Source organism: Pseudomonas sp. NC02, from assembly GCF_002874965.1.
Classification (GTDB): Bacteria; Pseudomonadota; Gammaproteobacteria; order Pseudomonadales; family Pseudomonadaceae; genus Aquipseudomonas.
This window is the reverse complement of record NZ_CP025624.1, coordinates 4,136,357-4,148,841: the sequence shown is the minus strand read 5'-3', so window position 1 is coordinate 4,148,841 and position 12,485 is coordinate 4,136,357. Positions and strand designations below refer to the sequence as shown.

The 12,485-nt window shown below is 62.1% G+C and carries 10 protein-coding genes; 6 read left to right on the top strand and 4 right to left on the bottom strand.

The window, feature by feature from the left end; all coding sequences use genetic code 11:
* The first annotated feature begins 67 nt into the window (after nt 1-67).
* Complete coding sequence (locus tag C0058_RS19490) at nt 68-499, top strand: hypothetical protein (RefSeq protein WP_003211555.1); 432 nt, start codon at nt 68-70, stop codon at nt 497-499.
* On the opposite strand, the gene dkgB is transcribed toward C0058_RS19490, so the two are convergent.
* The 4 genes from dkgB to C0058_RS19470 form a co-directional block, all read right to left on the bottom strand.
* Nucleotides 496-1,299: a 2,5-didehydrogluconate reductase DkgB gene (gene dkgB, locus C0058_RS19485; protein WP_102369365.1), complete on the bottom strand. Its 804-nt coding sequence runs from the start codon at nt 1,297-1,299 to the stop codon at nt 496-498. The two genes, C0058_RS19490 and dkgB, sit on opposite strands and share 4 nt — an antisense overlap.
* Before the next feature lie 292 nt (nt 1,300-1,591).
* Nucleotides 1,592-3,202: a hypothetical protein gene (locus tag C0058_RS19480; protein ID WP_102369364.1), complete on the bottom strand. Its 1,611-nt coding sequence runs from the start codon at nt 3,200-3,202 to the stop codon at nt 1,592-1,594.
* A 65-nt stretch (nt 3,203-3,267) separates the two neighbouring features.
* On the bottom strand, nt 3,268-5,004 hold the full coding sequence (locus C0058_RS19475) for a hypothetical protein (RefSeq protein ID WP_102369363.1): 1,737 nt from the start codon (nt 5,002-5,004) through the stop codon (nt 3,268-3,270).
* The gene (locus C0058_RS19470) at nt 5,001-6,827 is read right to left on the bottom strand and encodes a tyrosinase family protein (RefSeq protein WP_102369362.1); all 1,827 of its coding nucleotides are present in this window, start codon (nt 6,825-6,827) and stop codon (nt 5,001-5,003) included. Before C0058_RS19470 ends, C0058_RS19475 begins: the two co-directional genes overlap by 4 nt.
* Before the next feature lie 138 nt (nt 6,828-6,965).
* Here C0058_RS19470 and C0058_RS19465 point away from each other — a divergent pair, with 138 nt between their 5' ends.
* From C0058_RS19465 to C0058_RS19440, 5 genes are all read left to right on the top strand, one after another.
* A complete protein-coding gene (locus tag C0058_RS19465; protein ID WP_023658935.1) occupies nt 6,966-7,451 on the top strand; it encodes an Lrp/AsnC family transcriptional regulator in 486 nt (161 codons plus the stop codon).
* Nucleotides 7,452-7,970: 519 nt separating this feature from the next.
* Nucleotides 7,971-8,564 carry a transposase gene (locus C0058_RS19455; protein ID WP_087694077.1) on the top strand — a complete coding sequence of 198 codons (594 nt, stop codon included), beginning with the start codon at nt 7,971-7,973 and terminating at the stop codon, nt 8,562-8,564.
* Between the two features lie 60 nt (nt 8,565-8,624).
* On the top strand, nt 8,625-10,223 hold the full coding sequence (locus C0058_RS19450; protein WP_102369360.1) for a ShlB/FhaC/HecB family hemolysin secretion/activation protein: 1,599 nt from the start codon (nt 8,625-8,627) through the stop codon (nt 10,221-10,223).
* A gap of 24 nt (nt 10,224-10,247) precedes the next feature.
* Nucleotides 10,248-12,047, top strand: a complete 1,800-nt coding sequence (locus C0058_RS19445) for a DUF2341 domain-containing protein (protein WP_008430331.1) — start codon at nt 10,248-10,250, stop codon at nt 12,045-12,047.
* Between the two features lie 11 nt (nt 12,048-12,058).
* Nucleotides 12,059-12,484: a biopolymer transporter ExbD gene (locus tag C0058_RS19440; RefSeq protein ID WP_003211540.1), complete on the top strand. Its 426-nt coding sequence runs from the start codon at nt 12,059-12,061 to the stop codon at nt 12,482-12,484.
* The last annotated feature ends 1 nt before the right edge of the window (nt 12,485 follow it).

Sequence of the window (12,485 nt, the reverse complement as noted above, 5' to 3'; positions counted from 1 at the left end):
CTTCGGAATATGTCTGGAAAATAGTGCGTCCAGTCCTTCACGAGCGCTTCTTGCTCAGGTGTTCGCCATGCCAAACAAAGCACTGACCCTCCTGATCGCCGATGAACAGCATCTGCAACGACTGTACATCGAAAAAATGCTCAACCAATTGGGCTATTACCGCATCGTTCCGGTGCAGACCTTCGAAGAAGTGCGGATCCTCACGGCGATTCCGGCCAGGCCGTTCGATGTGCTGATCATCAACGCCGGGCTGGCAGACAGCGACGGCGGGGTGCTGGCCTTCCAGGAACAGCACCCGCAGATTCGCCATGTGCTGGTCTACGATATCCGCGAACTGGGCACGCCGGCCGCCGCACCAACCCTGCTGGTGCGCCTGCCGGGTACGCCGGACAGCATCAACCTTGAACACTTCATGGACATCATCGACCCGCCGTCAGCCACCGACGGGTTGCGGGTGTTGCCGTGGCTGCGGGAGTTGTCCGGCAGCCCTGCGGCTTAGTCCCAGTTCGGCGCGATGCCTTTGGGGCTGGTCAGCCGATGGCCACGCTCCAGGGCGGCGATATGCGCCATGTCAGCGTCACTCAGGGTCAGGTCCAGAGCCTTGAGGTTGCTGGCCAGGTTGGCGCGCTTGGTCGAGGACGGGATCACCGCGTAGCCCAGTTGCATGGCCCACGCCAGGGTCACTTGCGCCGGGGTTGCCTGATGACGTTCGGCGATCTGCTGGATCACTGGGTCCTTCAGCACTTCGCCGTAGGCCAGGGTCATGTAGGAAGTGATCTGGATGCCATGGGCCTTGGCAAACTCCGCCACGGTGCGGTTTTGCAGGTACGGGTGCAGTTCCACCTGGTTGGTCGCGATGTGCTCGGCACCGACGGCGGCAATTGCCTGCTTCATCAGGTCGACGGTGAAGTTGGAAATACCGATCTGACGGGTCAGGCCCTGGCGCTTGGCTTCCAGCAACTGGCCCATGAACTCGGCGACCGGTACCTGGTCTTCCGGCGATGGCCAGTGGATCAGGGTCAGGTCCAGGTAGTCGGTCTGGAGTTTGCGCAGGCTTTCCTTGAGGCTAGGAATCAGCTGGCCTTCGGCGAAGTTGGCGATCCAGATCTTGCTGGTGATGAACAGCTCGTCCCGTGGGATGCCGCTGTCGGCGATGGCCTGGCCGACGTCGGCTTCGTTTTCGTAGATTTGTGCGGTGTCGATGACGCGATAGCCCAGCTCCAGGCCGGTGCTGACGGAGTCGATGACGACCTGGCCTTGCAGGCGGAACGTGCCGAGGCCGAATGCGGGAATGGACATGAGTGACTCCTGAAGTGGTGTGAACAATGGAGTCGAGTATCGGCCTCTCGTTCCTTCGGAAAAACCGCTGAATCCGAAAAGGACTCTTTACCAAAAGTCATGAGTGGCCGGCGGGTGGCCACAGGATATCCCTCGAGAGCGGTCTTACCGGGTAGATGCGGGGGCTGTCGGACATTTCGGGCGTTACTTGATAAGGGGCGCCTCTTTTAACCAGCAGGGGCTAGCGCAAGGACCAAATGCTCAAGGCCTTACAGCACCGAGAAACCTTGAGCAGCGGTCTGAACAGTCGAGTTCAGGGTGAACCGTCCTTGAGGGTCTGGAAGGCTTTTACGCGCTTGACCAGGCTTTTCTTGCTGGCCGAATCGGCACTGTTGAACAGGAACGAAAAGTCCGAGGCCAGGGTCGAGCTGCCGGCGATGGTCGCGTACTGGTGACAGGCATTGCAGTTATCGCCCTGGACGTAGGTCTCCAGGGTGGTGTTGGCCACCGGTACGTTGCCCTGGCTGATAAACGGCCCGTAGGACAGCGGCACTTGCGCACTGACACCCGGTTCCGGCTGGGTGGGCGGGTTGGGGGTGAGGGTCCAGAGTACGTTGATCAGTTTGTAGTACTGGAACACCGACTTGCCCTGGCTCTGCTGGGCGAAATTGGCCTGCACCGCGCCGTTAAGCGCCTGCAGTTCAGTGGGCAGCGGATGTTCCCGGGTGGTCTGCACGGGTTGGTCCCGTGGAAACGGCTCGGTGCAGTCGCGGTCCGGATGCTGCTGCTTGCACTGGATACGCGCCACGTTCGGCGTGCATTCGGGGCCGGTGCCGCAGTTCGGGTTGTTGAAGGCAAAGCTGTCGGGCGGCGTTTGTTGTGGCGGCACCTGGTTGGGTTCCGGCACGTTGTCCACTTGCTCGAAGGTGGTCCAGATGAAGTTGGGCGAGGCCTGGGTCTTGTTGATGATATGCAGGCCCACCAGGCCCACCACCTGCTGGGTGCACTGCAAGGTGGCCGGGTTTTTGAGCCAGGCGACGGTGGTCAGGTAACGTCCGTAGAGCTCGGGTTTGCCGGTGAGGATTCGCCATGCTGCCTTGACCTCCAGAGCTCCCAGTTGCTCCTGCGGCACCGGGTTGGGCGGCAGCGAGCGCATGGGTTCACCGATGGGCAAGGACAGCCCGCCGGGGTTCTGGTTGTCGAGGTTCTGCGCGACTTTCAGCTGGTTGGCCGCGTCGTACAGCCCTTTGCTGACGATGTAGTCGAACTCGGCCTTGCCCACCTTGCGTTCAAAAAACACCAGGTTCTGCGACTGGTCTGTCAGCCAGCCGCCGGAGGCTTCCATGATCGGGTCCGGAATCGAGGCCAGGGTGCCGCTGGACAGGTGAAACCCATGCCGCGCGTTGATCGCGCTTTCGGAGGTGGCGGTCATGAACTTGCGCGCCCCCACCGACATCGCCCTGAGGCTGCCCTGGGTGCTGCAGTTGGACGGCACCAAGGTTTGCACGCCCCAGCCGGTGGGCGCGGGCGCGCCGGGCAGGAAGATATCGTTGGCGTCCTTGTAGCTGGCCCATACCGGCGCCACGCTCATCGGCTGCCCGGAGGCAGTCGGTACGCCGAATTGCGCCAGGGTACTGTTCATGTCCGGCTCACCCGCGAGGGTAGGTGTGGCTGGCCAACCGGGATTCACCGGCCAGTTCAGGGCAATGAACAACTGCCAGCCAAAGCAATTCATGAAGCTCTGGCCGGTGGCGTTGAAGTTGTTGATCGGCAGGAAGCCGCCGCTTTTCGGGTTGAACACCAACTGTTGCTGCACGCAAGCGTCGGCGTCGGAAGTGGGGGATGCGTAGGCGGCCTGCATGGCGAACAGGCTCAGCACCACACTGGTCAGCAGCGATAAAACACTCAAGCGTAACCTGGACATCATCGCGCTCCTTGCAAGCAGGTAAAGCCGCACCCTGGGTGGGTGCGGCTGATGGGCTGTATCAGTCAGGCGCCAGGCACCAGCGCCAATCCGGATTCCCATGGGTGTTCCGCCGCGCTGGGGTTATCGGCTTCGCCCGGGTTGAGGGCGCGCACTGTCACCAGCCCCGGTGCGGCAGTGGGGCTTACGGTGATGGTCAGCAGGTAGCCCTGGGTGCCACCGGAGTTGGTTTGCCCGGGGATGGCCGAGGCATCCGGCAGGAACTTTGTGACCTGCGCCGTCACCCCGGGATTGGAGAATTGCACCCGCGCCGTCTCGGCGGTGGTCTTGAGGTCGGCGCCTTGCACCACCAGGGCAAACTGCCCGCTGGTGCCGGGTGCCAGCCAGGCCGGCAGGTCGGTGGGTGACTGCCCGTAGAACAGGTCCAGCGGCAACAGCTGTACCGGCCAGGGTTGCACACCGTTGACCCGGTCCGTCACGCACGGGCAGGAATCCGGCGTCGGGCTGATGGGCGTGGTTGTCACACTCAGGCCCACCAGCAACTGCTGGGCAATCACCCACACGTAGTCGATCGGCTGGCCGCTGATGGTGATGTCGTTGATCGAAAACCCGGCGCTGACCGGCACTTCAAACACCGCTTGCAGAATCTGGTCGGAGCCGTTGGCGGCGGACTTGGCGGTGCCACGGGTGATTTTCCAGTACTGGCTGACGTCCTGGCCCTGGGGGCCTTTCCACGCCGAGAAGTCGGTGGGTTGTTGCAGGTACAGGCCGATGGGGTTGGTCAGGGAGAGCCGGTTATTCACTGCCACGCTGTTGGCCGAGAAACCGATATGCGGATCGGAGTTGCGGTAGTTCTGCCCGTATTGCGCGCAGCAGATCAACGCCTGGGAATTCTGGCTGCTGCTCAATGGCCGCAGGATGGTCGCCGCGGCAGCCAGGTACACCTCGGCGCTCAGGGTGTTGGGGCCGGAGGTCAGGTGCATCGCACCGCCGTATTGGCCTGGCACACAGGCGGTGCCGGCGTTCCATTTGTTGACGGTGTCGTAGGCCGGTTGACCGGTGGTGGGGTCGATGACCGGGTCGCCGGCCTTACCGGTCGGGCAGTCGGCGGTGTAGCGCAGGTACAGGTCTTCGAGTTGCACCTGCGGGTCGATGTAGTCGCGATACAGCCCCAGTACAGCAGTCGGATCGATGCGCCACATGGCCAGGAAATACGCCGGGTTTTCGCAAGTGAAGGTGATCTTGCGCATGTTGCCGTCGGCATCGCGCACTATGGACCACTCGCAATATTCGTCAAGCCAGCCACGGGGGCCCGAAGGCGAGAAATCCTTGTACTTGCCTTGCCAGTCGATGCTCGGGCAGCGAGTGACGGGGAGTTGCAGCAGGGTGCCTTGCTTGTTCGGGTCGTAGAGCATGTACAGGGTGTTGTTGATCGTAATCTGGCCGTTGTCGGTCAGCTCCATCAACTGTTGCATGGACATGGCCTTGCCGCCCAACTGTGGAATCACCGCCGTGCCGTTGTTGTAGAAAAACGTCCACAGCCGATTGGGGAAGGGCGCCCAGGTAATCGCCGGCGGCGTGGTGGGGCCGTAGCCTTCCACCAGTGGGTTGTAATAGCCCGAGCGCGGCGCGTCATTGAGGCCCGACCACGGGTTGCCGATGATCGCGGACTGGGTCCAGCCGGTGAGGTCGTTGTTCCAGTCGGTTTCAAACTGCGGCAACTGGTTTTCCAGGCCCAGCTTGTTGTAGTCCTTGGGAGCTTGCCCGGCGGGAGAGGTGAATTGTTTGAAGGGTGTGCTCATGTCGATTCTCCAGGTGTTGTTGTGGTGGAAACGGAGCAGCAACCGGCACTGGGAGCAGGGCCGGCGACGGTTTGGCGCGGGTCGTCCCACACCAGTTGGGCGATAAAGCCAGGCAGCGGCGCGTACTCTTGCGGCGTCAACACCCGGGCACTATCGAGATGGGTCACCACCACGGATAACTGCGTGGTGTCAGTGGGGCGAAGGTTCAATGCGGCAGCAGTGCGCGCGGCATTCAGCGCGCGTGACACGCCATGGGTGATGCAGCGGCCCTTGTCATCCACCAGGCCCATGCCGATGCGACTGAAGCGCCCGACATAGTGCGGATTGTCGGCGCTCACCTGCTGCGGCGTGGCGTCGGGCTGGTTGAGGAATACGTCGATCAGGTAGGTGTCGTGGGTGCAGCGCACATGGTCGAACACCACCCACGGGCCCAGGCTTGCGGTTTGTTCCTGCGCTTGCATCGGCGTCGAACTTTGCTGGCAGCAGGCTTTTGCGGCCGGGCGGCGGGTGCCAAAGGGCGGTGCGACGGGCACACCGTAGTCATAGCCGATATGCCGACTGTCCTGGGCCATGTCCCCCAGGGTGGTGTAGCGCCAGGCGTCGGCACTGGTGAAGGTGACATCGTCGGCCTCGCTGCCGGCAAACGGCTGGAGCAGGCACTGGGTGGTGTACTGCGCTGCCGGGTGGGCGCGGATCCAGACCTCCAGCATCCGGTCGATATTGGCGTGGTAGGAGCTGAACACCGGGTCGAACGCGGTGTAGGCGTTGTCAGCCATGTCGCCGCCGATCCAGCCGTGATAGTTGTCGTGGGGCTGCTCGTAGAGCCCGTCGAAATTCAGCGCACGGTTGGGGTACAGGTCATCTTCCTGGGGGGGATCAAACACCGGGATGTTCGCCCAGGGATAACCTGGCACGCCCTGGGGCTGGCTGAAGGTGTTGAACTTCAGGGCATCGACCACCTGTTGCTGGAAAATCCGGCTCATGCCGTACAACTGGGTGCGTTCGACGCGCTGCGTTTCGCCCCGGGTGTAGAACAGCGGATTGCGTTGCACGAAGCGGCAGTCCACACCCGGGATGCTGGCCTTTTCACAGACCTTCGAACAGCCGTCCTTGGCAGCGGCGTAGCGCAACGGATTAGGGCGAACCTCGCCGGTGTGCGGGTGCACGTAGGTTTCATCGAGAAACGCCTGGGGCAAGCCGGCCTGGGGGCTGCCGTCGACACTGGCGTCTTCGGCCATCCAGTCCCAGTAGGGAATGGGGCAGTCGATCAGCGCTTCCAGGTACAGCAGATAGGCCCGGTGCCACAGGGCAAACGCTTCCTGGTAATGCAGGCACCAGTTGGTGTGGATATAGGCGTAACGCTGCCAAGGGGAGCCGCTGTCGGCGTTGGCCACCTGCATTACGTCATCGAGGCGTGAGCGGTACAGGTTCAGTTGTTCCTGTGTCAGTGCGCGAATGTCCTGGCGCACGCGTTTGACCGGGTGAGGCAGGTCGGGTGGGGGGATGCGTTCTGCCTCGTCGAACGGTGAGGCGGGAGTGAGGCGCCAGCCCTGGTTGACCCACAGCCTGAAGGTTTCCAGCGCGTCGATGGGCCAGAACTGCTGCTGATCGAGGGTCAGCGGCATGCTACGGGAGGCCAGGTGCTGGTAGATGGTTTCGGACCAGGTCTTGACGGAGGCGGGGTCTTCGAGGAATACGAAGTAGGCGTTCATGCAGCCCACCCAGGAGGCGGCGACGGCGGCGCGTTGCTCTTGGGGGATCCAGTAGGGGGCGCTGAATAGGCCGTGGATATCGGTGGCCCATGTCGGTTTCGCGACTATCATAAGATCCCTCTCATGCGGCCCCGGTGCCTGATTTGGCTGGGCTGCTAAGCTGGATTGATGTTAGTGCGCCACCGCGCAGGATTTGTGCAAATTGGTGGGTGTTTACGGTGGATTCATTGCAGTTTTTTCAAGGAAGATATGGAAAAAATGACAGATGCCATGGATTTGAAGATTCTGGGGAAATTGCAAAGGGATTGCAGTCAGAGTCTGGAGTTGTTGAGTGACAGTGTCGGGCTGTCTTCAACCAGTTGTTACCGGCGTATCAGGCGGTTGGAGAGTGTCGGGATCATCAAGGCCAAGGTGGCGGTGCTGGATGAGCGCAAGCTTGGGATTCAGGTTACGGCGTTCTTCCTGATCAAGCTTGATAGGGACAGCAATGATATCGACCGCAAGATGCAGCATATCCTGGCGAGTCATCCGGAGATTCAGGACTGTTATCTGCTGACCGGGGAGTTTGATTTTGTGATGGTGGCGAAGTTTCGGGATGCCACTGAGTACACTGATTATATCTATCGGTTTTTAGAGATTTATCGGGATATTCCGATTCGTACTTATTCGTCTACTTTGGTGGTGCGGACGGTTAAGAAGTCTTATGAACTGCCGTTGCCGGGGTCTTTGGTTTGAGTACATATCCGTTTCTTCGGTAACGGCCGCTTATGGTTCCGCTCTTACAGCAGGTCACTTTTGGCAAACGCCCGGAATGCCGGCCCAGCCAAAAGTAACCAAAAGGTCTTTGCCCCACCACTCGATGCCTCGCCTAGGCTCGGCATGCCCGCACTCCGTGGTTCTGCTTTTCTGTGGGAGCTGGCTTGCCTGCGATGCAGACAACTCGGTTTTTCAGATACACCGAGGCGATGCCATCGCAGGCAAGCCAGCTCCCACATTTGAACCGTGCCCGCTTTGACTTTTGATTTTGCTTCACAACACTCCAAAAGTGAGCCGCTGTAAGAGCGGAACCAATACCAGCCCTGACCGCAGCAACGGATATGCCCACCTCACCCCGCCCCAAAAAAGAAGCTTTTATGACAAAAGTTCGGTAGTCCCCAGCGACCCCCGTCTTGGCTATGTAACGCGCTCAACACCGCCAAAAAAGGCGACGTCAGAGCCGCAAGCAGGATGCCAGGAGTGGGGCGAATGGGAACTATGGAACGTTACTCGAAAGTCGGCATGCAGGAGCTCGACCAGCGCCTGTCAAAGATCGTCGAAGCCGCACGCAAAAAACCGGTCTCGGTCTACCGCTATGGCGCACCGTGGGTATGGATCGTCTCCCAGGACGACTGGCAAGGCGCGCTCAAGGAAGTCTCCAGCTACATCCCCGCAGGCCATTCATTGGTCTTGTTGCGCCCGCAGATCGACGACATCCTCGACCTCCACCGCGACCTGCTCCAGGCCCAACCCGGCACCCAGATCGCCCCCCAGACCGTCTTGCAGATCCTGCTGCTGCAACTCCTGTACTCAGTCCCCAACGAACAGCAACTGCACGAACAACTCAACTACAACCTGCTGTTCCGCTGGTTCGTCGGCCTCGACCTGAACCAGAAAGTCTGGGGCATCAACCTCCTGCAACGCGACATCGCCACGTTCCTGAACAACCCGCAGGCGGTGCAGTTGATCCAGAAAATCATTGGTGAAGTGTTCTGTGGCGCCTTGCTGCACATGCCGGAGTTCTCCCTGAACTTCGCCCTGCTGCACACCTGGCTCGCACGGCACGGCAACACCTCGATATCCAGCAATTGAACTGGCCAAACGCCGGGCAAACGGCGACGGCAATCATCTCGAGTAAACCAGGGGGGCGGTGTGCAGCATCTGTTCAAATCAACGCTGGCGCTGTGCTGGCTGACGCTGGGTGCACTGGCGCAACCGCTACAGGCCGAAGAGCAGGGCACCCAGCCCGAGCCTCCGGCACGGCTGGTGGACGTCAACGAGTACTTCGTGCGCGGCAACACCGTGCTCGACGCTCGTGCGATCGAAGAGGCGGTGTACCCGTTTCTCGGCCCGCAAAAGACCCTCGCCGACATCGAAGGCGCCCGGGATGCCTTGCAGAAGATCTATCAGGCACGCGGCTATCAGTCGGTGTTCGTCGAACTGCCGGAGCAGAAGGTCGATGACGGAATCGTCTACCTGCAGGTCAGCGAAACCAAGGTCGGGCGCGTCCGCGTGGTCGGCGCCAAGCACTATTCGCCGGTGGAAATCCGCGACGAAGTACCCGGCTTGAAGGAGGGCGCGGTTCCGGATTTCACCAGCGTGCAAACCCAACTCGCCGGCCTCAATCGCAGCGCCGGGCGGCAGGTCACGCCGCTGGTCCGCGAAGGCCAACGCCCCGGCACCATGGACGTCGACCTGCAGGTGGAAGACCAGAACCCCTGGCACGCCAGCCTCGGCCTGAACAACGACTACAGCGCCGACACCAAGGAGCTGCGCAGCGTCGTGACCTTGGGTTACGACAACCTCTGGCAACTGGGCCACAGCATTTCCCTGACGTACTTCACCGCACCCCAGGACAGCGACAACGCCAAGGTCTGGTCGGGCTCCTACACCGCGCCGCTGACTGATCGCTGGAGCCTGCAGTTCTCCGGTTATCAGTCCGACAGCAACATCGCCACCATCGGCGGCAGCAACGTGTTGGGCAAGGGCCATTCCTACGGCGTGTCGGCGATCTACAGCCTGCCGGCCAGTGGCAATTGGGCCAATTCGTTCTCTGCCGGGGTCGACTTCAAGGACTTCAAGGAGCAGATGAAGTTTGGCGGCAGCACGGACGATATCCCGCTCAAGTACGCACCGCTGACCTTCGGCTACAACGGCTACCGCTACACCGAGCAGTCGCAATTGGGGCTGGGCTTGAGCCTGGTGGTGGGTACCCGCGCGTTCTTCGGCTACGGCAGCGACGCCGAGGAGTTCCAGTACAAGCGTGACAAGGCCAGCCCGAGTTTTGCGGTGCTCAAGGGTGACCTGAATTACACCTACACCTTCGGCAACGACTGGCAGTCGGCGTCCAAGGCCGGCTTCCAGCTGGCCTCGGGGCCGCTGGTGTCCAACGAGCAATATTCCGCTGGCGGCGCTACGTCGGTACGCGGGTATCTCGCCGCCGAGCGCACCGGCGACGAAGGCTACCTGTTGTCCCAGGAGCTGCGCACGCCGTCCCTGGCCAAGTTTCTCGGCAGCTACGTGCAGGAGTGGCGCTTCTACGCGTTTGCCGAAGGCGCACGCCTGCGCCTGCATGACCCGCTGCCCGAGCAGGAAGACGAATACAGCCTGGCCAGTGTCGGCCTCGGCACCCGCGCCAGTTTGAGCAAGTGGTTGTCCGGCAGCCTGGATTGGGGCTACCCGCTGCTTGAAGGCCCAAATACCCAGAAACAGGACTCGCGACTGCACTTCAGTGTGCAGGCGACTTTCTGACCCCTTTTTTCGGAGACTCCTGACATGCAACGCCTATTTCTGAGCCTGTTGATCTGCCTGGGCTTCGCGCTCCCGGCCACCGCCCATGCCTGGTGGCAGGACGATTGGCACTACCGTAAACAGATCACGGTGGACACCACCTCCCAGGGCGCAGCCATCAGCCAGGCCCTGGGCCGCACCGCGCTGCTGGTGCGCCTGCACACCGGCAACTTCAGCTTTGACGGGGTCAAGGACGACGGCGCCGACCTGCGCTTTGTCAGCGCCGATGACAAGACCGTGTTCAACCACCAGATCGAAAGCTTCGACCCGCTGATGGGCATGGCGCTGATCTGGGTCGATGTGCCCAAGGTCGAAGGCGGCCAGCGCCAGGACCTGTGGATGTACTACGGCAACCAGAAGGCGCCGGCCACTGCCAACGGCCAGTTGACCTTCGACCCGAACTACACCGCGCTCTATCACTTCGACGGCGCCAACGGCACGCCGCCCCGGGACACCACGGCCTACGGCAACACTGCCGTAAACGCCACCGGTGCGAGCATCGACGGCGTGATCGGCCGGGCCTTGCAGTTCAGTGGCCAGCCGTTGCTGCTGCCAGCCAGCCCGTCGCTGCAACACGCAGCGGGCGGCGCCTTCACTTTCAGCGCCTGGTTGCGGGTCGACCAGGCCAGCGGCGAGCAAGTGGTGGTGGCCCGTCGCGAGGGCGCCCACAGCCTGTTGCTGGGCTTGAACCAGGGCATGCCGTTTATTGAAATCGACGGCCAGCGCGCCGTCTCGACCCAGCCGCTGAACCCCGGCCAATGGCAGCACCTGGCGTTCACCGCCGAGGGCGACAAGGTCTCGCTGTACGTCAACGGCCGTGAGACCGCGACCCTCGCAGTGGCGATGCCGGCGTTCAATTCGCCACTGGCCATCGGTGCCGATTTGCCGGAAGCCGCCGGCGGGCACCTGCCGTTTACCGGGGCCATGGACGAACTGCGCTTGTCCAAGGTCGCGCGCCCGGCAGCCCTGTTGCTGGCCGATGCCACGGCCCAGGGCGCCGAGTCGAAACTGGTGGCCTATGGCGTGGATGAAGAACAGTCGGGCTTCGGCTTCGGCAGCCTGGGGTTCCTGCTCAAGGCGGTGCCGGTGGATGCCTGGGTGATCATCCTGGTGCTGGTGGGGATGATGTTCCAGTCGTGGTTCATCATGCTCCGCAAGAACCGCCAGGTCAGTCGCGTGAGTGCTGCCAACGATATCTTCCGCGAGCAATTCGCACAGATCGGTACGCGCCTGGAGATGTACTACGACGACGCGTTGCTGGCCGAGCGCCTGACCCATTCCTCGCTGTGGCGACTGTACCGGGTCGCGGTCAAGGAAATCCGCACTCGCCGCGCCCAGGGCGCCGACACCTCGTCGGTCTCGGCAGCCACCATCGAAGCCATCCGCTGCTCCATGGACGGCGTGCGTACCCGGGAAAACCAGCAGCTCGGCGCCAAGCTGTCGACCCTCTCCAACGCGATTGCCGGTGGCCCGTATATCGGCCTGCTCGGCACCGTGCTGGGGATCATGGTGGTGTTCCTCGGCACGGCGATGGCCGGCGACGTGAACATCAACGCCATCGCCCCGGGTATGGCGGCGGCCTTGCTGGCCACGGCCATGGGCCTGTTTGTCGCGATCCCCGCGCTGTTTGGCTACAACCGCCTGATTACCCGCAACAAGGAAGTCAGCGCCGACATGCGCGTGTTCGTCGACGAGTTCATCACCCGCCTGGCGGAGATGCACGGCGAGAGCCAGCACAGTGAAGCGGCGCACCGTCGCGACCACCACGCCCACGTCCCGGCCTGAGGAGAATCAGCATGGCTTCCGTGAATGCCTCCCACGACGATGACGATGACGCACCCGTCGACAGCATCAACATCACGCCCCTGGTGGACGTGCTGATGGTGGTGTTGGTGATGTTTATCCTCACCGCCACCGCCCAGGTCTCGGGGATCCAGATCCACCTGCCCAAGGCCAGTGCTTCGGTATCGCTGTCCGAGGCCAAGACCAAGGCCATCTCGGTGAACGATGGCGGCCAGGTGTTTCTCGACGCTTACCCGGTGACCTTGCCTGAACTCGAAGAGCGCCTGCGCATCGAGAAAGCGCTGAACCCGGACTTCCCGGTGATCGTGCGCGGCGACGCCATGGTGCAGTACCAGAAGGTCATCGAAGTGCTCGACCTGCTGCGTCGCCTGGAGCTGTCCCAGGTCGGGCTGGTCACCGGCAAACCGAGCCAGGGCTGAG

Coding starts and splice junctions, on each gene's coding strand:
- C0058_RS19490 (WP_003211555.1), top strand. CDS start 68: ATGCCAAACAAAGCACTGACCCTCCTGATCGCCGATGAACAGCATCTG.
- dkgB (WP_102369365.1), bottom strand. CDS start 1,299: ATGTCCATTCCCGCATTCGGCCTCGGCACGTTCCGCCTGCAAGGCCAG.
- C0058_RS19480 (WP_102369364.1), bottom strand. CDS start 3,202: ATGTCCAGGTTACGCTTGAGTGTTTTATCGCTGCTGACCAGTGTGGTG.
- C0058_RS19475 (WP_102369363.1), bottom strand. CDS start 5,004: ATGAGCACACCCTTCAAACAATTCACCTCTCCCGCCGGGCAAGCTCCC.
- C0058_RS19470 (WP_102369362.1), bottom strand. CDS start 6,827: ATGATAGTCGCGAAACCGACATGGGCCACCGATATCCACGGCCTATTC.
- C0058_RS19465 (WP_023658935.1), top strand. CDS start 6,966: ATGGAAAAAATGACAGATGCCATGGATTTGAAGATTCTGGGGAAATTG.
- C0058_RS19455 (WP_087694077.1), top strand. CDS start 7,971: ATGGAACGTTACTCGAAAGTCGGCATGCAGGAGCTCGACCAGCGCCTG.
- C0058_RS19445 (WP_008430331.1), top strand. CDS start 10,248: ATGCAACGCCTATTTCTGAGCCTGTTGATCTGCCTGGGCTTCGCGCTC.
- C0058_RS19440 (WP_003211540.1), top strand. CDS start 12,059: ATGGCTTCCGTGAATGCCTCCCACGACGATGACGATGACGCACCCGTC.